This is a genomic window from Streptococcus suis (assembly GCF_002960425.1).
Classification (GTDB): Bacteria; Bacillota; Bacilli; order Lactobacillales; family Streptococcaceae; genus Streptococcus; species Streptococcus suis_S.
Window position 1 is genome coordinate 1 of record NZ_POIZ01000051.1, and the last position, 21,168, is coordinate 21,168.

Annotated in this window: 20 protein-coding genes and 1 riboswitch; of the genes, 11 read left to right on the forward strand and 9 right to left on the reverse strand. The window is 42.4% G+C overall.

Annotation, left to right across the window (positions count from 1 at the left end; all coding sequences use genetic code 11):
* Both C1G57_RS06725 and C1G57_RS06730 read right to left on the reverse strand, forming a co-directional pair.
* Nucleotides 1–1,034: IS110 family transposase (locus C1G57_RS06725; RefSeq protein ID WP_105114271.1), on the reverse strand; the 1,034-nt coding region annotated here is incomplete at its 3' end.
* Between the two features lie 240 nt (nucleotides 1,035–1,274).
* Nucleotides 1,275–1,802 (reverse strand): biotin transporter BioY, encoded by a 528-nt coding sequence (locus C1G57_RS06730; RefSeq protein ID WP_105114272.1) that lies wholly within the window; start codon nucleotides 1,800–1,802, stop codon nucleotides 1,275–1,277.
* Between the two features lie 184 nt (nucleotides 1,803–1,986).
* Here C1G57_RS06730 and C1G57_RS06735 point away from each other — a divergent pair, with 184 nt between their 5' ends.
* On the forward strand, nucleotides 1,987–2,724 hold the full coding sequence (locus C1G57_RS06735) for a cyclase family protein (RefSeq protein WP_105114273.1): 738 nt from the start codon (nucleotides 1,987–1,989) through the stop codon (nucleotides 2,722–2,724).
* Nucleotides 2,725–2,864: 140 nt separating this feature from the next.
* On the opposite strand, the gene gorA is transcribed toward C1G57_RS06735, so the two are convergent.
* Complete coding sequence (gene gorA, locus C1G57_RS06740; RefSeq protein WP_105114274.1) at nucleotides 2,865–4,214, reverse strand: glutathione-disulfide reductase; 1,350 nt, start codon at nucleotides 4,212–4,214, stop codon at nucleotides 2,865–2,867.
* Between the two features lie 213 nt (nucleotides 4,215–4,427).
* Between gorA and C1G57_RS06745 the strand changes: the two genes are divergently transcribed.
* The 4 genes from C1G57_RS06745 to C1G57_RS06760 all read left to right on the forward strand — a co-directional run bounded on the left by C1G57_RS06745 (nucleotide 4,428) and on the right by C1G57_RS06760 (nucleotide 8,713).
* Nucleotides 4,428–5,594: an efflux RND transporter periplasmic adaptor subunit gene (locus C1G57_RS06745; protein ID WP_105114275.1), complete on the forward strand. Its 1,167-nt coding sequence runs from the start codon at nucleotides 4,428–4,430 to the stop codon at nucleotides 5,592–5,594.
* Nucleotides 5,575–6,270, forward strand: a complete 696-nt coding sequence (locus C1G57_RS06750; RefSeq protein WP_024419523.1) for an ABC transporter ATP-binding protein — start codon at nucleotides 5,575–5,577, stop codon at nucleotides 6,268–6,270. Before C1G57_RS06745 ends, C1G57_RS06750 begins: the two co-directional genes overlap by 20 nt.
* Nucleotides 6,271–7,524 (forward strand): ABC transporter permease, encoded by a 1,254-nt coding sequence (locus tag C1G57_RS06755; protein WP_105114276.1) that lies wholly within the window; start codon nucleotides 6,271–6,273, stop codon nucleotides 7,522–7,524.
* A 124-nt stretch (nucleotides 7,525–7,648) separates the two neighbouring features.
* Nucleotides 7,649–8,713, forward strand: coding sequence for an LLM class flavin-dependent oxidoreductase (locus C1G57_RS06760; protein WP_105114277.1), 1,065 nt, complete (start codon nucleotides 7,649–7,651; stop codon nucleotides 8,711–8,713).
* Between the two features lie 437 nt (nucleotides 8,714–9,150).
* On the opposite strand, the gene lysS is transcribed toward C1G57_RS06760, so the two are convergent.
* The 6 genes from lysS to C1G57_RS06790 form a co-directional block, all read right to left on the reverse strand.
* Nucleotides 9,151–10,641, reverse strand: a complete 1,491-nt coding sequence (gene lysS / locus C1G57_RS06765; RefSeq protein WP_029186324.1) for a lysine--tRNA ligase — start codon at nucleotides 10,639–10,641, stop codon at nucleotides 9,151–9,153.
* Between the two features lie 89 nt (nucleotides 10,642–10,730).
* On the reverse strand, nucleotides 10,731–11,354 hold the full coding sequence (locus C1G57_RS06770; protein WP_105114278.1) for a histidine phosphatase family protein: 624 nt from the start codon (nucleotides 11,352–11,354) through the stop codon (nucleotides 10,731–10,733).
* Nucleotides 11,355–11,356: 2 nt separating this feature from the next.
* Complete coding sequence (locus tag C1G57_RS06775) at nucleotides 11,357–11,839, reverse strand: aminoacyl-tRNA deacylase (protein ID WP_105114279.1); 483 nt, start codon at nucleotides 11,837–11,839, stop codon at nucleotides 11,357–11,359.
* Nucleotides 11,839–12,681 (reverse strand): DUF368 domain-containing protein, encoded by an 843-nt coding sequence (locus C1G57_RS06780; protein ID WP_105114280.1) that lies wholly within the window; start codon nucleotides 12,679–12,681, stop codon nucleotides 11,839–11,841. Before C1G57_RS06780 ends, C1G57_RS06775 begins: the two co-directional genes overlap by 1 nt.
* Before the next feature lie 102 nt (nucleotides 12,682–12,783).
* On the reverse strand, nucleotides 12,784–13,332 hold the full coding sequence (gene thiT, locus C1G57_RS06785; protein ID WP_105114281.1) for an energy-coupled thiamine transporter ThiT: 549 nt from the start codon (nucleotides 13,330–13,332) through the stop codon (nucleotides 12,784–12,786).
* Nucleotides 13,333–13,384: 52 nt separating this feature from the next.
* Nucleotides 13,385–13,480: riboswitch (TPP riboswitch) on the reverse strand.
* Nucleotides 13,481–13,489: 9 nt separating this feature from the next.
* Entirely contained in the window at nucleotides 13,490–14,332 is an 843-nt protein-coding gene (locus tag C1G57_RS06790) for a glycoside hydrolase family 25 protein (protein WP_105114282.1), read from the reverse strand.
* 109 nt (nucleotides 14,333–14,441) lie between these two features.
* Between C1G57_RS06790 and C1G57_RS06795 the strand changes: the two genes are divergently transcribed.
* From C1G57_RS06795 to C1G57_RS06820, 6 genes are all read left to right on the forward strand, one after another.
* A complete protein-coding gene (locus C1G57_RS06795; protein ID WP_105114283.1) occupies nucleotides 14,442–14,945 on the forward strand; it encodes an ECF transporter S component in 504 nt (167 codons plus the stop codon).
* Complete coding sequence (locus tag C1G57_RS06800; protein ID WP_105114284.1) at nucleotides 14,942–15,307, forward strand: DUF4430 domain-containing protein; 366 nt, start codon at nucleotides 14,942–14,944, stop codon at nucleotides 15,305–15,307. The genes C1G57_RS06795 and C1G57_RS06800 overlap by 4 nt, the downstream gene beginning before the upstream one ends.
* 149 nt (nucleotides 15,308–15,456) lie before the next feature.
* Nucleotides 15,457–16,671: a cell division peptidoglycan polymerase FtsW gene (ftsW, locus tag C1G57_RS06805; protein ID WP_105114285.1), complete on the forward strand. Its 1,215-nt coding sequence runs from the start codon at nucleotides 15,457–15,459 to the stop codon at nucleotides 16,669–16,671.
* A gap of 20 nt (nucleotides 16,672–16,691) precedes the next feature.
* The gene (ppc, locus tag C1G57_RS06810; RefSeq protein ID WP_105114286.1) at nucleotides 16,692–19,388 is read left to right on the forward strand and encodes a phosphoenolpyruvate carboxylase; all 2,697 of its coding nucleotides are present in this window, start codon (nucleotides 16,692–16,694) and stop codon (nucleotides 19,386–19,388) included.
* Nucleotides 19,389–19,503: 115 nt separating this feature from the next.
* Nucleotides 19,504–20,007, forward strand: coding sequence for an RNA polymerase sigma factor (locus tag C1G57_RS06815; protein WP_024375892.1), 504 nt, complete (start codon nucleotides 19,504–19,506; stop codon nucleotides 20,005–20,007).
* Nucleotides 19,988–20,974 carry an anti sigma factor C-terminal domain-containing protein gene (locus C1G57_RS06820; RefSeq protein WP_238595321.1) on the forward strand — a complete coding sequence of 329 codons (987 nt, stop codon included), beginning with the start codon at nucleotides 19,988–19,990 and terminating at the stop codon, nucleotides 20,972–20,974. Before C1G57_RS06815 ends, C1G57_RS06820 begins: the two co-directional genes overlap by 20 nt.
* Nucleotides 20,975–21,168 lie beyond the last annotated feature (194 nt).

Consider the following 21,168-nt stretch of genomic DNA (forward strand, 5'->3'; position numbering starts at 1 on the left):
TGACTAGCTGAAGCGATATTGTGAATGCACTTGAACAGAATCTTTCTAGCGTAGGGATTGCCACGCTTGGTAATGTGTTCCTTAGCGATGAAGTTTCCAGATTCATAGTGTCTGAGGTCAATACCGATAAAGGCATTGATTTGATTGGCAGACTGAAAACGGCGAATATCTCCCAGTTCGCCAATAATACTTGTTGCAGTAGTCTCAGCGATACCAGGAATAGAAAGTAGAATATCATACTCTGGTAATGGCTGAGCTAGTTCCACCATTTTGTCTAAGGCCGCTTGTCTCTGTTCAGAAAGTCTAAGTAATTCTTTTGCATAGTAACGAACCTCTTCCATGATTGGAGAATTTTTCTTAACAGCACAATAAGACTGATTGGCTAGTGCTGTCAGCTTCTCTGCTAAGTAAGCTACACGCTTGTCAGAAATCCGTTTTGAAGTGGACAGACGGATGCTCTTTGAGAGTTCATTCTTGCTTAACTCAAGCACCAAGTCCTTGCAAGGAAACGCAGTAACTAAGTTCCAGTATTGTTCCCCAGTTGGTGTTGATAAGATAGTTTCCAACTCTGGAAAAGTGACTTGTAAGACCTTGTGCAGACGATTTTTAGCTCGAACGATGTCCTCGGTTAAGTTCTGATAGAATCGACTGAGATCTCGCAGATCTTGATAGACTTCTTCTTGGACATAAGTGGGTTTACGATTCAGTACAAACTGAGACTGAGCCAGTTTTTCAGCGTCAATTTGATCTGTTTTCCGTACACGCAAGCTATCCAGTTGCTTCTTAGCTTCTAAGGGATTGAGCCGCGTATAAGCGTAGCTATGTTCATCCAGAAAAGCTTGAAGACGACGAGAATAGACGCCTGTTGCTTCAAAGATGATTTCTGGCTTGTGGACGGTTTTCAAATCGCCAAGTAGCCGAGAAAATCCAATGGCATCATTGGAAATGGTATAGCCATGAACCTTCTCACCGTTGACTAGAATAGCCACTTCTGAACTTACCTTACTCACGTCAATCCCGAAAACTGCACGCATGATATTACCTCTTTGTCTTGAATGATTCCTTGTTTTAGTGACGTCATTTTCAATACTCGACGTCTAGCGTCCCACATACTTTGATAACATTCTTCCTAAAACAGGTGTCTTGCCAGTTTTTGTCGCGACGTCTAGCGTCAAAAGAACCCTCGACTTAACAAGACACCTCTACTTTATCATCTTGAGAATGAAAAAAGTAGTGACTACTCTCTCCCGTCGGAGATTTCTTCACTACTAATCTTAGTATGTTTTTGTAATGGGCTGGAGAAGGCTGTGGCAGACAGTCACCAAGGTAATTTTTGCTAAATCTGGCAGGATAAAGGGAAGGACTGTCCAGGCTAAGGTATCTGACCAGCTCGCTCCTGAAACAAACTTAAAGACCAAACAGCCTAAAAGGAAGCAACTTGCTGTTCCGAGAAGGCAAGCTGAGAAAACAGTCACAGGTGAGGAAGTTGACTTGGTGAGGACAGAAGTAATAGCAGCATAGACTAGGAAGCCCCATAAAAAGCCGGCTGTTGGTCCGAAAAGAGCAGCGAATCCGCCTGAAAAACCAGCAAAGACGGGAAGGCCGATAGCGCCTAGAGTTAGATAAAGGGCTACACTTGCAAGGGCCTCTTTAGGCTTGTACAAACAAGCTACTAAGCCGATAGCCAAGGTCTGTAGAGTAAAGGGAACAGGTCCGATAGACAGGCTGACTTGTGACAGGGCAGCAATGATAGCTGTTCCGATAGCGATGTAAACAAGAGATTTCGTAGAATGGTTTGTCATTTTGTTATCCTTTTTATTTTTCTAGGTTAACAAAATTATAGACATTCTAGTCGTGAAAGTCAATGCTTCTGCCATCGGCTGTCACAGTGTTATAGTTTTTATTTATGGGAGTAGATAGAAAATATATATTAGTAGACTTACTTCTTTCATGTTAGAATAATAAAAAAAGAAAGCGAGAATTGCCATGTCAGAATTACTTGAAATTTACCAGACCCTTAAAGCAAAAACCTGGGTGGACTTGACCCATCAAATCAATGAGAATAGCCCGCATTTTCCAGCTCTTCCAGCCTTGGAGAAAAAGGTCTTGTTTACTCACAAGGACGGATTTTTTGTTGAACAATTTACGGTTGTCGGCCAATACGGTACCCATATCGATCCGCCTATCCACTTTGTAGAAGGGGCTCGCTATCTAGATGAAATTGACTTGAAAGACTTGCTCTTACCTCTCTATGTGATTGATAAGTCGGAGGCAGTTGCAGCCAATAATGACTACGAGATTAGCAAGCAAGATATTCTGGATTTTGAGGTTGAGCATGGTCCAATTGCACCTGAATCTTTTGTTGCTTTTCGTTCAGATTGGTCAAAACGTTGGCCAAGTCAGGATGCTGTGCGAAACTTGGATGACCAAGGGGTACAACATACACCAGGTTGGAGCCATGAAGCTCTAGAATATTTGATTGAGGAGCGCAAAGTAAAAGCAGTTGGACATGAAACCTTGGATACGGATTCTGGTCTATCTGCTGCCAAGCATGGTGGTAGCTTGCCAGAAGAATACTATCTCTTGTCCAAAGACATTTATCAGTTGGAAGTCTTGAATAATTTGGACCAGGTGCCAGCAACAGGAGCCCTGATTTCCATTGCTTTTCCGCATTGGGAAAAGGCTTCGGGGTCGCCAGTGCGTGCTATTGCGATTTTACCATAAGAAAAAAGCCAGACAGAGTGCTTACCTACACTTGTCTGGTCTTTTTTTCTTATACTCAATGAAAATCAAAAGCAGACTAGGCGATGCAGATGCAGAATCAAATCAAGTCAACAACGTTTGCTTTTGATTTTCGAAGAGTATTAACGCATGGTGACAAATTCTTCCGCCCCAGTCGGGTGGATGGCCACAACGGCATCAAATTCTTCCTTGGTTGCACCCATCTTAATGGCAACTGAGAAACCTTGGATCATTTCATCGACACCATAGCCAATTCCGTGTAAACCGACGACCTGTTCATTCTCGCCAACTGTGACTAACTTAAACTTAGCCATTTGTCGATTGGTTGCTAGGGCTGTGTACATGGAAGTAAAGGCCGAAGTATAGACTTTTACCTGTTCTTGACCGTATTGGGCGATGGCTTCTTCTTCGGTTAAGCCAACTGTTCCGATAGCAGGATGAGAAAAGACAACAGTTGGGATATTCGTATAATCCATTTTAGCAGTCGGTTTATTGTTGAAGAGGCGTTCGGCTAATAAGCGCCCAGCCTTGATGGCTACGGGTGTCAACTCTTTTTCGCCTGTCACATCACCAAGAGCATAGATGCCAGGGACGCCGGTTTCTTGGTATTCATCCACAGCGATATGGCCAGACGGTGTCAACTGAACACCTGCTGCTGCAAGATTGAGTTTGTCCACATTTGGTTTACGACCAATTGCCCAGAGAACCTGTTGGGCAGTATGTGTGCTACCGTCTTCAAAGGTAATTTGAATGAGACCGTCCTCTGTTTTTTCAAGGCTGACCGGTGTTTTTCCTGTATGGAGAGGAAGATTAGTCCGCTCCATTTCTTCCATAAGAGCTTGGATGATATAGCTATCGAAGTTGCGAAGAGGTCGATTGCCACGAACAAAGAGGTCAGTTTTGACCCCTAATCCGTGGAGAAGTCCAGCCATTTCCACAGCGATATAGCCGGCTCCAATAACTGCCACAGAAGTAGGTAATTCTTCCCAGACAAAGACATCATCAGATACAATACCAAGTTCATTTCCTGGAATGTTTGGCACAGCAGGTTGAGCACCGGTTGCAATGACGATGTGTTTGGCACGAATGAGCTCACCATTGACTTCCACCGTTTGAGCATCGACAAACTGGGCAAAACCTTTGATTACTTCAACGCCATTATTGTTAAAAGTATTTCCATAAGAAGTACGAGAACGTTCGATATAGGCTTCACGGTTTTTTCGCAAGGTAGCAAAATCAAATGTCACATCCTGGCTGGTAAAACCATACTCAGGTCCATAGTGATGAATAGCTTCAGCCACTTGAGAACCGTACCACATGATTTTTTTGGGAACACAGCCAAGGTTGACACAGGTTCCGCCAAGATGGCTCCCTTCGATCACAGCAGCCTTAGCCCCATAGATAGCAGCACGGTTCATAGTAGCAATACCGCCGCTGCCTCCACCAATGGCAATAATATCAAATTCTTTCATGAGTTCTTCTCCTCTAAATGATCATTATCTTCATTCTATCGTTTTTTTACTTATCAATCAAAAATCCGCTACGTTCTCTTACAAAATTGTAAGTAGGAAAAATACCGAACTTTTTGTAAAATGATTAAGAAAACACTTGCAAAAAAGCGTGTATTCGTGTATTATAAAGACAATACAAAATAAATATGTTTTGAATTAGAAAAGGAGTATCATATGTTAAAGACAAAGAAGGCTAAAATTGCTTTGTTTAGTGGTCTCGGTGTTGCGGCTATTGCCTTAATTGGTGGTGCCTTAGTATTTGGAGGTGTATTAGGTGGTTCCTCACCAACTTCTACAGAGCAAGTTGCGACCAGTTTGACCTATACAGTAGCTAAAGAGGGATCAATTGCTTCATCTACCCTCTTGACAGGAACCATCTCAGCTGCGGAAGAACAGTATGTTTACTATGATGCGTCCAAGGGTGATTTGAGTGAGGTCTTGGTTGAGCCAGGCACTCAAGTAGAAGTCGGAACTCCTTTGGTTAGTTATGATGCGACAGAATTACAGGCAGCCCTAGATACAGCTGTGCGTGGTCGGGATAAGATTGGGCGTCAGATTTATGATTTGAAAAATAACGGTCAAACTGTTCAGGCAACAGGTGACGCGGCGGCTGATGAAGCAGCCACTGCAGCAGCGCAACGCTCTGTAGATTCTCAATTAGCAGATTTGAATGATTCCTATGCTGATGCCCAAGCAGCTGTGGACAAGGCCTATACAGCATTGACAGAAGCAACTATTTACAGCACTGTCGCAGGTACAGTGGTTGAGGTCAATAAATCGGTTGCCAAAAGCTCGACAACTAGCCAGACCGTTGTTCATATCGTCAACCAAGGTAGCCTACAAGTTACAGGTAATTTAACAGAATATGATTTGGCTAATATTGCAGTTGACCAAGAAGTAAAATTGACCAGTAAGGTCTATCCAGATAAGACATGGACTGGTAAGATTACCTACATTTCTAACTATCCATCGACAGAACAAGCTACAAGTGCAGTAGCAGGTGCAGGTGGTGGTTCAGGTGCCAAGTATCCTTTCAAGGCTGCCTTAACCAGTGAATTGGGTGAATTGAAGCAAGGTTTTACTGTTAATATTGAAGTTGTTAATACTACCAACCATATTTTAATTCCTGTAACAGCAGTTGTTCCAGAAGGCGATAAAAACTTTGTATGGACAATTGTGGAAGGGAAGGCTAAAAAAGTAGAGGTTACCCTTGGAAATGCAGATGCTCTCAATCAAGAGGTGACAGCAGGTATTGCAGCAGGAGATCAGGTCATCACCATTCCAACTCCAGACCTTGAAGAAGGAAAAGAGGTTGAAGCCAATGAAGAACCAGCTAATTAGATTAACCAATATAAATAAATCCTATAAAAACGGTGACCAAGAACTTCGTGTCCTCAAAGATATTGATTTAGAGGTGGAAGAAGGTGAGTTTCTTGCTATAATGGGACCATCTGGTTCAGGGAAATCCACCCTGATGAATATTATCGGGCTTTTGGACCGTTCTACAACCGGTAACTATTGGTTGGAAGGTGAAGAAGTCAGTCAACTGTCTGAGAAGAAATTGGCCTCCGTCCGCAATGACCAGATTGGTTTCGTCTTCCAACAATTCTTCTTACTCTCTAAACTCAATGCCCTTCAAAATGTTGAGTTACCTTTGATTTATGCAGGGGTTCCAGCCAATCAACGGAAAAAATTAGCCAAACGTTATTTGGAAAAAGTGGAGTTGGCTGAGCGGATGACCCACCTGCCATCTGAGCTATCAGGTGGTCAGAAACAAAGGGTTGCCATTGCGCGTGCCTTGGTCAATACACCTGCTATTATCTTGGCGGATGAGCCAACAGGTGCCTTGGATACCAAGACAGGCGAGCAGATTATGGAACTCTTAACAGAGTTGAATAATGAAGGCAAGACTATTATCATGGTTACACACGAGCCTGAGATTGCAGCCTATGCCAAACGTAAAATCGTCCTACGCGATGGCATTATTACTGAAGATAGTAGAAGGGAGGAAGTCTAGATGGAAAATTGGAAATTTGCCCTCAAGTCTATCCTAGCCCACAAAATGCGTTCTCTCTTGACCATGTTAGGTATTATCATCGGTGTGGCTTCAGTTGTTATCATTGTAGCTTTAGGGACTGGGGTGTCTAAGAGATTCGAAAAGGCCTTGGCAGGCGATCAGAATAATGTTCAGGTCTATTTTACGCCTTATGTAGCTTCAGAAGGTGCTGCTTCAATGGGGATGCTTGGAAGCGTTGGTGGTGGTGAGCTATCCATGGAAGAAGAACCTGATTTGACAGATGCTATGTTAAAGGGACTTTTGGAAATCGATGGGCTTAGCGGCTACTATATTAGTTCTTCAAGCACCTCGACTGTAGCAGCAGGAAATACGCAAGCTGATAATGTCTTTATTACTGGCGTTAGTCAACCCTATTTTGACATAAAGGAATTAGAAATCTTGACTGGTCGTCGTTTCACAGCTAACGATTACAGCCAATTTTCCCGTATTATCATGTTGGATGTAGCTCTGGCAGAGAAACTCTTCGGTTCACAAGAATCGGCACTCAACCAAGTAGTGAGTGTCAATGCCAATTCTTACCTTGTAGTTGGTGTTTACAAAGATCCCAAAGCAGGTACTTCCCTCTATGGATTCAACTCTGGAGGAAATGCCATTATGACCAATACACAGCTGGCTGCTGAAATGGGGACTAAAGAAAATAGTGGTCTGTATGTTCATGTGGAAGATCTGAGCAGAGCTGCTGAGGTTGGACAGGCTGCAGCTGCCTATTTGACCAATATTACAGGTCTGAAGGAAGCTCGCTATGACATCTATGACATGTCCGCTATGTTGGATACCTATAGGACTGAAATGGCAGGGGTTACCATGTTTATCGGTTCCGTTGCAGGAATTTCACTTCTTGTAGGTGGTATCGGTGTTATGAACATTATGCTGGTATCTGTTACTGAGCGGACCCGTGAAATCGGTCTTCGTAAAGCTCTAGGAGCAACTCGTGGGAATATCCTTATGCAGTTCTTGATTGAAGCCATGGTATTGACTACCTTGGGTGGCGCTATTGGATTGATGATTGCTCAAACAATTGTATTTACTCTCAATACCACCAAAGCCATGGGACCAAATATGACGGCTGAAATTTCCCTTCCGGCTGTTCTAGGAAGTTTAGCCTTCTCAGCAGTAATTGGTATTGTCTTCGGTGTTCTACCAGCCAGCAAGGCTTCTAAGTTGGATCCGATTGAGGCCTTACGTTACGAATAAGATGTAAAACGATTAGGTTTTCCTAGTCGTTTTCTTTTTTGAGCAAATTGATTGACTTTATCACTAATTAGAGATAAAATAAACGCATCAATTAAGAAATAGTGATTTCAAAGGAGAACACATCATGGTAGAATTAGGTATTTCAACATTTGGCGAAACAACACCACTAGAAAAAACAGGTGAAACTTACAGTCACGACGAGCGGATTCGCCAGCTAGTCAAAGAAATCGAGCTAGCTGATGCGGTGGGTTTGGATGTCTATGGGATTGGGGAGCATCACCGAGAAGATTTTGCGGTTTCTGCACCTGAGATTGTGCTGGCAGCTGGTGCCGTCAATACCAAGCATATCAAGCTAACATCAGCAGTTTCCATCCTTTCCTCCATGGACCCTGTAAGGCTCTACCAGCAGTACACCACCATTGATGCTTTGTCAAATGGCAGAGCGGAAATCATGGCGGGTCGTGGTTCCTTTACGGAGTCATTTCCCTTGTTTGGCTATGACCTCAATGACTATGAAGAACTCTTCGATGAAAAGTTGGACATGCTTTTGGAAATCGACAAGGAAACCAATCTCAAGTGGGATGGGCATTTTACCCAGTCTGTCGATAACAAACCTGTCTATCCGCGTCCTGTACAGGAAGATTTTCCCATTTGGGTCGCAACAGGAGGAAATGTGGAGTCTACCATCAAGATTGCTCAAAAGGGGTTACCTATCGTATATGCAGTCATTGGTGCTGGTGCCCATCGCTTTAAACCTTTAGTCGATGCCTATCGAAAAGTTGCTCGTAACTCAGGTCACGATCCGAAGAAAACGAAAGTTGCAGCTCATTCTTGGGGTTGGATTGCAGACGACCATGACAAGGCTGTGGAAGAATACTATCATCCAACCAAAGTAATTACGGACAATATCGCTAAAGACCGCCCACATTGGAGCGAGATGACCAAGGCGCAGTATCTCTACTCCCTGACAGACGAAGGGGCAACCATCGTCGGAGATCCAAAACGAGTCGCTGAAAAAATTATTAAGACAATAGAAACACTTGACTTGGACCGATTCTTCCTCCATCTCCCAATCGGCTCCATGCCACACGAGGATGTCCTCCGTGCCATTGAACTCTACGGAAAAGAAGTCGCGCCAATTGTCCGAGAATACTTTGCTAAGAAAGAAGAAAATCAGTCCCAAGACTGATGAGATAGTTGATAGGATGAGTTATACTATATTCAATCCTAAATATTTTTCATAATCTCCTGAAAATCCTGACCACGTGGTTGGGATTTTTTGCATGCAAAAACACTCTTGGAATTTCCAAGAGTGTTTTAAGTAACGGTGTTAAACAGTTTGTAATTTTTATTTCATCTTCGGGAGTGAAAAGGTCTAGTAGACCTTTTCAGCCAATCGCTAAGAAACTGGAGAGCGATTGGTACATTCTAGTGAAAACCATACTAGCAAGCTATTCTTGCTTACTTCATAGTAGGGAGTGACAAGGTCTAGTAGACCTTGTCAGCCAATCGCTAAGAAACTGGAGAGCGATTGGAATATCCTAGTCCAGACAATACTAGAAGGTTACAGTTTCTTACTTCATTGTAGGGAGTGACAAGGTCTGGTAGAACTTGTCAGCTAATCTCTTATTTCATAGTCGGAAATAGGAGTACATCCCGAATAGTAGTGGTGTCTGTCAAGAGCATGCAGAGGCGGTCGATACCGATTCCTAAGCCGCCTGTTGGTGGCATACCGTATTCGAGGGCTTCGATGTAGTCGTAGTCAACGCCTGTCGCTTCGTCGTCACCGAGTTCTTTAGCTTTGGCTTGGGCTTCGAAGCGTTCCAATTGGTCGATTGGGTCGTTCAATTCTGTAAAGGCGTTTCCATATTCCTTGGTCATGATGAAGAGCTCGAAGCGGTCTGTGAAGCGTGGGTCTTCATCGTTTTTCTTAGCTAGTGGCGATACGGCTACTGGGTGACCATAGACAAAGGTTGGTTGGATAAGAGTTGCTTCAACGTATTCTTCAAAGAAGCTGTTGATGATTTGACCAACTTCTGTATGGTGTTTTTCCACAGGGACCTTATGCTCAGCTGCAAGGGCTTTTGCTTCCTCGAAGCTCATCTCTTGCCAGAAGTCCACGCCAGTTTGTTCCTTAATAGCATCGACCATGTGGATACGCTTGAATGGCTCGTGGATGTTAATGACAGTATCTTGGTAGGTCACAGGACCATCACCGACAACAGCCTTGGCAGTATGCTGGATAATTCCTTCGGTCAAGTCCATGATGTCCAAGTAATCCGCATAGGCTTGGTAAACCTCAATGGAAGTGAACTCAGGGTTGTGGGTCGCATCCATACCTTCGTTACGGAAGATACGGCCGATTTCATAAACGCGTTCCATACCGCCGACAATCAGGCGTTTGAGGTGGAGTTCTGTCGCGATACGAAGGACCATGTCAATGTTTTGGGCATTGTGGTGGGTGATGAATGGACGAGCCGCTGCACCACCAGCTTCGTTGTGAAGGACAGGTGTTTCCACTTCCAAGAAACCAAGTCCGTCAAGGTAACGGCGGATTTCTGAGATAATTTTTGAGCGGGTCACAAAGCGATCAAAGCTCTCACGGTTGGTAATCAAGTCCAAATAACGCTTGCGGTAGCGGGTTTCGATGTCAGTCAAACCGTGGAATTTTTCTGGCAATGGGCGGAGCGCTTTAGACAGGTGAGTTAATTTGCGAGCGTGGATAGACAACTCACCAACGTTTGTCTTGAAGACATCTCCCTCGACACCGATAAAGTCACCAAGGTCTGCTTTTTTGAAGATTTCATAATTTTCTTCGCCAACATCATCCTTACGAACGTAGATTTGAATCTGGCCTTCGCGGTCTTGAATGTGAGCAAAACCTGCTTTACCCTTACCACGCTTGGTCATAATACGGCCTGCGATGATAGCTGTTTGGCCCAATTCTTCCAAGTCTTCTTTTGATTTGTCTTCGTACTGGGCCTTCAATTCAGCTGAATTTGCAGAACGCTCAAAACGTTTTCCAAATGGGTCAATGCCTTGTTCAGCAAGGGCCGTCATTTTTTCACGACGGACAATCTGTTGGTCATTTAATTCTTCAAAATGTTCAGTTGACATAAAAATTTCATTCCTCCAAAGTCTGTTATTTCTATTTTATCATAGAATAGGCAAAAAATCAGCAAAAAAGAAAGCAAGAAACTGCTTTCTTAGTGAGATTTGTAGCTGGTATCATTCCAAGCTAATTCTGTAAAGTGTTCAAAGTCTGTCGTTTCCAAAATGGAAATGGAGGCATTGTCCAAACCACCTCTGTGACGCAGTTGGGCAGGTGAAAAACCAAGCAGGCGATGGATAGAAGCGGTTAGAAAGGCACCATGGCTGACGATGAGGATTGTTTCCATGTCTTGCCCTTTCAGCGATTGGACAAAGTCCACCATTCGTTGAGTTACCTGGCGAACGCTCTCAGCTTCAAATAGGTCATTATCAAAAAGAGCTAGATTATGTTTGAGAGCCCGTGCTTGCTTGGGATAGATAGAACGAAAAATCGACATCTTGCTTCCTTCTAGCGTTCCAAAATTCCATTCACGTAGTTGTGGCGTGGTTAGAACGGTTTGGCAATGGTGATTGGCTTTGGCAATTTCTACGGCAGTGCTATGTGCGCGCTGCAAATCACTAGAATAAATAGCATCAAAAGGCAGGTCTGCCAAGTGTTTTCCTAGCAATTCTAGCTCTTCAAAAGCTTGTGGCAAGAGAGCAGAATCTCCAGATGCACCTTGGAAACGGCCTTCCACATTCCACTCAGTCTTTCCATGACGGACAAAATAGATTTTCAAGCCTAGTTCCTCCCTTCAATCAAATCAGCAAAATCAGCTTTCACGAAATCAGCTAAAACCTGGCTATCGATTTTTATCGAACGACCAATTTCACCTGCTGAGACAATCAAGTGACCGAGTTCAAGGGCAGATTGGTCAATGTAGATTGGGAAGTTGTGCTTCTGACGAATACCCACGGGATTGTTGGCACCGTGAACATAGCCAGTTGTCTTTTCCAAGTCCTTTTGCGGGATCATGCTGACTTTTTTATTGCCAGAAATCTTGGCTAATTTTTTCTCAGATAGGTGCTCAGTGATTGGGACGATTCCGATGACAGGGCCCGTTTTATCTCCTGTTAGTGCCAGTGTTTTGTAAATTTCGTGTTCTTCAATTCCTGGTGGTAGTTGGCCATCGAGGGCATTTAAAACAAGGCTATCATGATCGATCTTAGCCTTGTCTAAAATTTGGTCCACCAAGGTTTTCTTTATTTTAACCTTTTTAGCCATTATTTATATTTTTCCTCAAGTTTGCTCATCCAAAGTCCCAACCATGCTCCTAAGACAAATAGCACAAGAGCAGCAATCCATGTCATAAAATTAGCTCCTGCATAAGAAATTGCCTCTTTATTTCCTGCTTGAGGGATTAAAATCAAGAGAGTTGAAGACGATACAATACCAATAATAAAGTGATAAACACGTGAATGGTAGACCTTCAGAGCATGGTCCATGGCTTTTGAAAAGGCAACCATTGCAAGAAGTCCACCGATAGCGATGGGGAGGAAGGTACCGAATAAATCAAGTGATTTGAACCCATTGAGCATTGGCGTGTAAATGCCCAAAATTAGCAAGAGGTTTGACGGGCTAAGTCCAGGGACTAGAATACCTAGCGCAATCAAGGCACCTGCCAAGACAAAACTTGCAAAGTTTGCTGGAAGAGTTCCTACAAGGCTATTTAAGTTATAGAGCAAGAGCCCAGATACCACAAAGGTACCAATCAACCAAGCCCAATCAAGGCTATCCCGTTGGCTTTTGAGTGTTGACTCCTTAACCAAGCTGGGAATGGTTCCGACGATTGCTCCAGCAAATGCCCACAAAACAGGCACTTGAAAATGCTGCAACAAAAATTCAACAGGGAATGAAAAGAGAGCTATCCCCAAAATACCACCGATTCCAACAGGTACAAAGAAAAGAAAGTTTTCCTTAAAATCCTTGTGAATATTGGCTAAAAATCCAATTAAGCGTTCGTAAATTCCAAGGATAGCAGCCAGCACTCCCCCAGAAACACCAGGTAAGATAAAGCCAAGGGCAATAATCATACCTTTAATAATTCTTGCAATCCAAGAAGCCATAATGTCCTCCAAATGTATTTATAATGTTCCCATTATAGCACAAACCAAGTGAAAATCTTCAAAAAGAGTGCCTGAAAGACAAAATCTCACAGGCACGATTTATTACATACGATAAAAACTTGGTCTAGCTTTATAGAGTAAAATGAGTAGGATACAAGCAATGATGGTCGAAGGAAGAATATAGCTGATATTGTAAGTAAAAGAATAGAGCCAGACAGGTGTACCAGCAGGGGCATAGTCAGCATAGAAAATAATTCCAGAGAGGAAGGTGGCAAGCAGTCGAATGCTGCCTCCTAGAAGACTCGCCAGACTAATGACAAGAGTGGCTTGTTTTAGCTCTTTTTGTTTGGTGAGGAAGGGAGCCAAGAATCCTGCTAATCCAATTCCTGCATAGGAGAGGGCATAGTCAAGAAAGACTTGGGAGATGTTTAGAAAATAACCGCCATAGAAGAGTTGAATAGTGCCTACAATCCCACCTGCAAGAATGCCTAGACTTAATCCATGACGTAGGGCAAGAAAAAGAATGGGCAACATAACGAGAGAAACAGAGCCACCTTGTGGCATGGTAAAGAGAGGGAGTTTGTCAAAGACCAGAGCGATGGCAGAGAAGATTGCGATTTCAGCTAATAGACGAATGTTTGATTGATACATAAAAAGCTCCTTTGTTTTTAATGAACAAAGGAGCAGGTCTGATACTGTTGATATCAGATACTTACACAATCCCTACGCTAGTCTTAACTAGATCAGGTTCGAGGATTTCGCAAAAGCGATCTCAGCCGAAGCACTCCTTTGTGGTAGATATTTAATTTTATTCAGGGACTGTGAACAGTTTTTGGTAGACCTGATTTGGATCCTTCAGGGTTGTGATAAGGTTAAGGTCTAAATGATTGGCAAAGCCATTGACGTAGCCTCGAGAGGTGTACTGATGAAGGTCGTAATCGAGATCGGTACTTGGCGCGGCGTTATAGTAGCCTGAGTCATCGCCGTAGGTAGGTATCCAGATGGCATCAAACTTATCAACCTTAATGCTGTGATCTTCCATGAAATAGGTTCCGATATAGATACCGATGTTCTTGGCGCCCAAGGTTTCTAGTTCCTTACGGAAGGCTTCGACCCCAGCATTCATATCGTCCATGGTATATTCTTCAACATCTAACCAATAAAAAGTGGGATTGTATTGGTTGGCAGCCTTATAGAAACTACGAGCCTCTTCTTTCATGTTTTCAATGCTGTTACCTGTCACATAGGCGTAAACTGCAACGGGGACATTTCGAGCTTGAAATTCTTTAATGTGGGTTGCATAGGATTTATCTAGACCATTCTTGTCAGTGGCGGTATTTTCATTTTTTGTATGTGAGCCACTTTGGATACGGACGATAGCACCTGAAATATTTTGACTCAGTGTATCATAGTCAATCTCTGATGGTCTTTGCCAGGCAGAAACATCGATGATTGGTTTCATTTCAAGGGGATTTGTGATATGGTAGCTAGGCTTGGTACCTGTGTTTTTAGAGCTAGCGCTAGTGCTTGATTGGGCTGTTACGGTTTCTTTTTTATTGGCAACATTTCCAAGAACACCAGTGATGGAAATGAGAATAAAAAAAGATAGGAAAAAACCAATAACAACCATTGGATTCAATTTCTTTCTCATCCCTATTATTTTATCTTAAATGGCAAAAAAAATCAAAAAAATAATATTGAAATGTGTGAAAAGCAGAGGCTCTTGACAGACTGGCTATAATAGGGTAGTCTAAACTTGTATGGATAAATATCATGATAGTGTGAAACGGCTGAGTCGAATTGTCTTATTGGTCGCTCTAGCCATTGTATTACGCCTTGCTTTTGGAGCATTTCCCAATATAAAACCTTTGACAGCCATTTTTCTGGTTGCTCTCTCCTATATGGGTTTGATGGATGCTTGGCTAGTCATGGCTCTGACTATGGTTGGTAGTGGTTTCTTATTTGGATTTGGTCCAGTAGTCCTGTGGCAAGTAGTGAGTTTTGGTCTTATTCAGTTGATTTGGTGGGGCTTGGTCAGACCTTTCATGCATAAGGACCGTTTTACTATCTGGCTACAGTCCTTGCTAGCTGCAGTCCTAGTCTATGTTTATGGGTTTGTCATCAGCATCTTATCTGCTTGGCAATTTGGCATAGCACCATTCATTTTTTGGCTCAACGGCTTGTTTTTTGACAGTCTTCATGCTGTTTCGACCTTCTTGTTTTATCCCATCATATACCATATTTTTAGGAGATTTTATAAATGAAACGGATCCTTCTGATTGTTACTTTTTTCTTGACAATGGTTCTAGCTGCCTGTCAAGCAAATCCTGTCGAGCAAGCTGAAACCAAGATTACAGTCACTTTGCAAATTACCAAAGACGGAAAAACAGCTAGCCAGGAAGTAGAGGCTGAGCAAGGTGATAGTGTTATGGATGTTTTGGAAGACAACCATCAAGTAGAAGAAGATAATGGCTTGGTGACAGCTATCGATGGGGTTAGTCAAAATCCAAGCACCAATACCTATTGGATGTATAAGGTCAATGACCAAATGGCTGACAAGGGAGCGGAAGAGCTGAAAGTGGCAGCTGGCGATAAGATTGAATTCTATCTGGAAACATTTGAATAGACAGGGGAAAGGGGCAACCCTTTTTCTTTTTGTCTGGTCAGCAGACTGCAATTCCGAATCTTGTCCCCTACTTTATGGACCATGCTGGGTAATTTAGTGTAAAGTATGCTATAATAGAACCCAGTACTCGAAAGAAGGTTGGATTAGAAATGAAGATTGACAAGCGGCACTTATTGAACTATTCCATTCTCATACCCTATCTCATCTTATCAGTGATAGGCTTGATTATCGTTTATTCAACAACCAGTGCCACGCAAATTATCAATGGGGGTAATCCTTTTAGAACGGTGATTAACCAGTCGCTGTTCTGGGGTGTCAGCCTCTTTGCTATCTATACGATTTACCGTATGAAATTAAGCTTCTTGAGAAGAAAGGCTGTTATTTACTCGGTTATTTTGTTTGAAGTATTTCTCTTAGCCATTTCTCGTTTGTTCCCGCCCATCAATGGTGCACATGGTTGGATTCCCTTACCTGGAGCGGGGAATTTACAGCCTGCCGAATACCTGAAGTTGATTATCATCTGGTATTTGGCCCATGAATTTGCCAAACAGCAGGCGGACATTCGGACCTATGACTACCAGGCCTTAATTAAAGGAAGTTGGATTCCACGAGAATTTACTGATTGGCGCGTGGTCAGCCTTCTCTTGTTAGCTATGGTGGCGACCTTGCCTGACTTGGGAAATGCTACCATTGTCGCTCTGATTATGGTTGTCATGATTAGTGTCAGCGGTATCGCTTATCGATGGTTTGTGACGGCGGTCTTGAGTATCATCGCTGTATCTGGCTTTGTTTTAGGAACTATATTTATTTTGGGTGTCGAAACAGTTGAGAAAATTCCTCTGTTTGGCTACATCGCCCGTCGTTTTGCAGCCTTTTTTGACCCCTTTGGAAATGCCACAGGTGCAGGTCTGCAGTTGACCCATTCCTTCTATGCCATGAGCAATGGTGGCTGGTTGGGTCGTGGTTTGGGTAACTCTATTGAGAAAAAGGGTTATCTACCAGAAGCCCAGACAGACTTTGTGTTTTCAATCGTTATAGAAGAACTTGGCTTTGTTGGAGCCAGCTTGATATTGGCCCTGCTTTTCTTCCTCATCATTCGCATCATCATTGTTGGTGTACGGGCTCGCAGTCCCTTTAACTCGATGATGGCCTTGGGGGTTGCAGGAATGCTTCTGATTCAGACATTTATCAATATTGGTGGGATTGCTGGTATTATTCCTGCGACGGGAGTTACTTTCCCCTTCTTATCACAAGGAGGGTCTAGCCTACTCATTATTTCGATTGGTATTGCATTTGTCCTTAATATTGATGCTAATGAGAAGAATAAATTGATTGAAGAAGAGCTTGAGCGCACAATCGGCTAAATAAAGGAAAGAGAGTAAATATGTCTATCCAAAAATTAGAAAACTATAATAACAAAGAAACCATTCAAGAAGAAATTGCGATTTTAACCACTATCCTTGAAGAAGTAGCGGCCCAGATGATGCCTCAGGAAACCTTCAAGAAAATCCTTGAATTGTCCCAGCTCTCTCGTGAGGATGATTACCAGGCCTTGATTGAGATTATTGGTCAATTAAATAACGAAGAATTAGCAGTTATTTCTCGTTACTTTGCCGTTCTTCCTCTCCTAATCAACATTTCAGAAGATGTGGATTTGGCCTATGAAATCAACCACCAGAACAACGTTGACCAAGATTACCTGGGGAAAATTTCAACGACGATTGATATGGTGGCCAAGCAGGAAAATGCAGCAGAAATCTTGGAGAAGCTCAATGTTGTTCCCGTCTTGACAGCCCATCCGACCCAGGTTCAACGTCAATCCATGTTGGATTTGACCAAACATATTCATGAATTGCTTCGCCGTTACCGTGATGTGAAAATGGGCTTGCTTAACAAGACCAAGTGGGAAGACCAACTTCGTTGCTACATCGAAATTATCATGCAGACAGATATGATTCGTGAGAAGAAGTTGAAGGTAACCAACGAAATCACCAACGTTATGGAATACTACAACTCTTCCTTTATCAAGGCCGTGACCAAGTTGCAAGGTGAGTATAAGCGATTGGCAGCTGAAAAAGGTATTGTGCTCAACAATCCTCGTCCCATTACCATGGGCATGTGGATTGGTGGTGACCGAGATGGCAATCCCTTCGTAACAGCAGAAACTCTGAAATTGTCAGCCTTGACCCAGTGTCAAGTCATCATGAATTACTATGATGAGCAACTCCATAAACTCTACCGTAATTTCTCTCTCTCGACTTCTATTGTGAAGGTTTCGACAGCTGTAAAAATCTTGGCTGAAAAATCAGAAGATAGTTCAGTTTACCGCGAAAATGAACCATATCGCCGTGCCTTCCATTATATTCAAATGAAATTGGCCAATACGCGCGATTATTTGGTGGATAATAAGCCGTCGGATGTTCGCTACGCCAATGTCACTGAATTTAAAGAAGATTTGCTTGCCATTAAACAGTCCTTGATTGACAATAAGGCAAGCGCCTTGATCAAGGGTGATTTTACAGAATTGCTGGAAGCAGTAGAAGCCTTTGGTTTCTATCTGGCAAGTATTGACATGCGCCAGGATTCTTCTATTCACGAGGCTAGTGTTGCAGAACTTTTGGCGTCGGCCCGCATTGTAGAAAATTATTCTAGTCTGTCTGAAGAAGCCAAATGTCATGTTCTTTTGAAACAGTTGGAAACAGATCCCCGTATTTTATCTGCTACCCATGTTCCCAAATCAGAGCAGTTACAAAAAGAATTGGCTATCTTTGCTGCAGCGCGGGAATTGAAAGATAAGCTGGGTGAGGAAATTATCAAACAGCACATTATCTCGCATTCTGAAAGTGTTTCTGACTTGTTAGAACTGGCCGTGCTCTTGAAAGAAGTTGGGCTGGTCGATATGGACAAGGCGCGTGTGCAGATTGTTCCACTTTTTGAAACCATTGAGGACTTGGATAATGCAGCTGCTACCATGCGCCAGTATCTACAACTTGATTTGGCAAAACGCTGGATTGCAGGCAACAAATACTACCAAGAAATCATGTTGGGCTACTCGGATTCCAATAAGGATGGAGGCTATCTTTCATCTGGTTGGACACTCTATAAGGCCCAGAACGAGTTAACTGAAATTGGTCGAGAATTTGGTGTTCATATTACCTTCTTCCACGGTCGTGGAGGGACAGTTGGCCGAGGTGGAGGTCCATCCTATGATGCCATCACTTCACAACCATTTGGTTCCATCAAAGACCGCCTTCGTCTGACAGAACAGGGGGAAGTAATTGGTAATAAATATGGCAACAAGGATGCTGCTTACTACAATTTGGAAATGCTGGTGTCAGCAACTCTTGACCGCATGATTACCCAAATGATTACCAATCCAAATGAGATTGATGGTTACCGTGAAACCATGGATGCCATTGTGGCGGATAGCTACTCGATCTATCGTGACTTAGTCTTTAACAATCCTCATTTCTACGATTACTTCTTTGCAGCAAGTCCAATTCGTGAGGTATCTAGTCTAAATATCGGTTCTCGTCCAGCTGCTCGTAAGACTATCACGGAAATTGGTGGACTTCGTGCCATTCCTTGGGTATTCTCATGGTCGCAAAACCGTGTCATGCTTCCTGGTTGGTACGGAGTAGGCTCCAGCTTTAAACGCTTTATTGACAAAGACCCAGCCAACTTAGCAAAATTACAGAAAATGTATGAAAGCTGGCCATTCTTCCGTTCACTCCTATCGAATGTTGACATGGTTCTGTCCAAATCCAACATGAACATTGCCTTTGAGTATGCGAAAATGTGTGAGAGCGAAGAAGTAAGAAATATCTTCCATATTATCTTAGATGAATGGCAGTTGACCAAGGATGTTATCCTGTCTATTGAGCAAAATGATGCCTTACTAGCAGAACTTCCTTTCCTCAAAGCCAGTCTAGACTACCGTATGCCATATTTCAACGTCCTCAACTATATTCAGATTGAACTGATTAACCGCCTTCGTCGTGGAGAACTCAGTAAGGAACAAGAAAACCTCATCCACATCACCATCAACGGTGTGGCGACAGGTTTACGAAATTCTGGTTAATCTTATTTAAGCAACTTCTTCGGAGGTTGCTTTTTTAATACGGTAAAGGATATAATATTTTTAAAAAATGTGTAACCAAATAGAATTCCATTCGTTATATTAGTGAAAGGAGGAGATGAGCATCAAATTAGATGAATATGAAAAAGAAGTCATCGGCATTGCCGAGGAGATTTCCTACTACCTGCAAAAATCAGGCGCCACATTTGCAGATAGTCAGGATATAGCCCAAGATGTACTAGTGAAAATCTTAGAAGCAGAACTTGTCCTTCCTTTTGACAAATTACGAGCCTGGCTTTATCGTTCGGCAGTTAGAGCCTACATCGACAAATACAGGAGGGACAAGCACTATCATGAAATTCTACAAAGGGAATTTTTTACTAGCGAGCAAGTATTGGTTTATGACCAGGATGGTTATGAAGAACTATATCAGGCAGTAGCAGACCTGCCAGCCAAGTATCAGCATGTCATTGACCTTTATTATTTTCAGGATATGAGTGTCAAAGAGATTGCCCATATCTTAGGATATAGTCAGAGTTTGGTGAAAATCAATCTTTACCGCGGTCGAAAACTTCTAGCAAAAAACTTAAAAGAGAAAGGGTATGAATATGAAAACTTTTGAAATTGCAACAAAGAAAAGTAAGAAAAAACACTTATGGAAAACGGTTGGTCTATCTATATTAGGGCTCTTGCTGATAACGGGAGCGACCTTGAAGACCTTACAGATTTTGACTGCCAATAATGGTGAAAAAATTTATCAAGAACACGAATTATTGTCACAAGTTGCCTATCCAAACATTGAATACTCAACCTACTATTATAAAGCGACCTCTCTATTTGCTGGAGCTGTCCATGCAGATCGCCACAAAGATTTGGCAGGGGTTCCAGTAGCATTTGGTGACTATGAATATCACTATGACTGGATGGGAACGTATTTGGATTTTTCTCAGGATGGTCCATCTTATAAAGGAAATATCGCCTATGATCGCCAAACTTGGTCAAAATTGCCACTCTTCTATAATACGGAGATGATCGACACAGATGACTTTGCAACTGTCCCTAGTCAAGAACTTTCTCTAGTGAAAGAAATGTCCAATCAGCTAGTAGAAGTTGCCATCACTTTTGACAAAAAATATAGTTTAGGCGAGTTGCAGACCATGTTACCCCAAAATTTGAAAAAGAATTGGTACTGGATTGGAACAGCTTCTAAGATGAACGCGGCAGATTTTCGCATGGATCAGTTGTTTGGTTTTCAAGGAGATGACTTAAAGGTTTATAAACCAGATGCTGATTTACCAGCAGAGGCGACTGCATGGAATCCTTTAACACCTATGAAAAAAATGGCTGAACAGTATAATCATTATTTAGGGGAATATGCACTTGTTACAGATATGCAAATCTTTTTAGACAAGTTTGATCATACCGACTTCACCAAACAAGAAGAGATTGACCAATTGGAGTTCGCAGGCATTATCCTAACAGGCAGAGCAGAAGACTTTGCCCAGCTAGAGGGCAAGGACTGGATTTATGCTTCGAGTATCGGAGCTTCTGTCCAAAACCAGCCTTATTATCAGTTAGAAATTCCATAATAGATGAATAACTACCTTGCTTGAATTGCTTTCAGACAAGGTTTTTCATTTATTTGGAAAAATTTTTAAAAAATTTTCTTTTTTCATGACTATTTACGAATAGTATAAGTAAGGGAAAGAATATTACTTTCTCAATACAAATATTACAAAAATGTTACAATTTTCGTTCAAAATATGACATATATAGTTATATT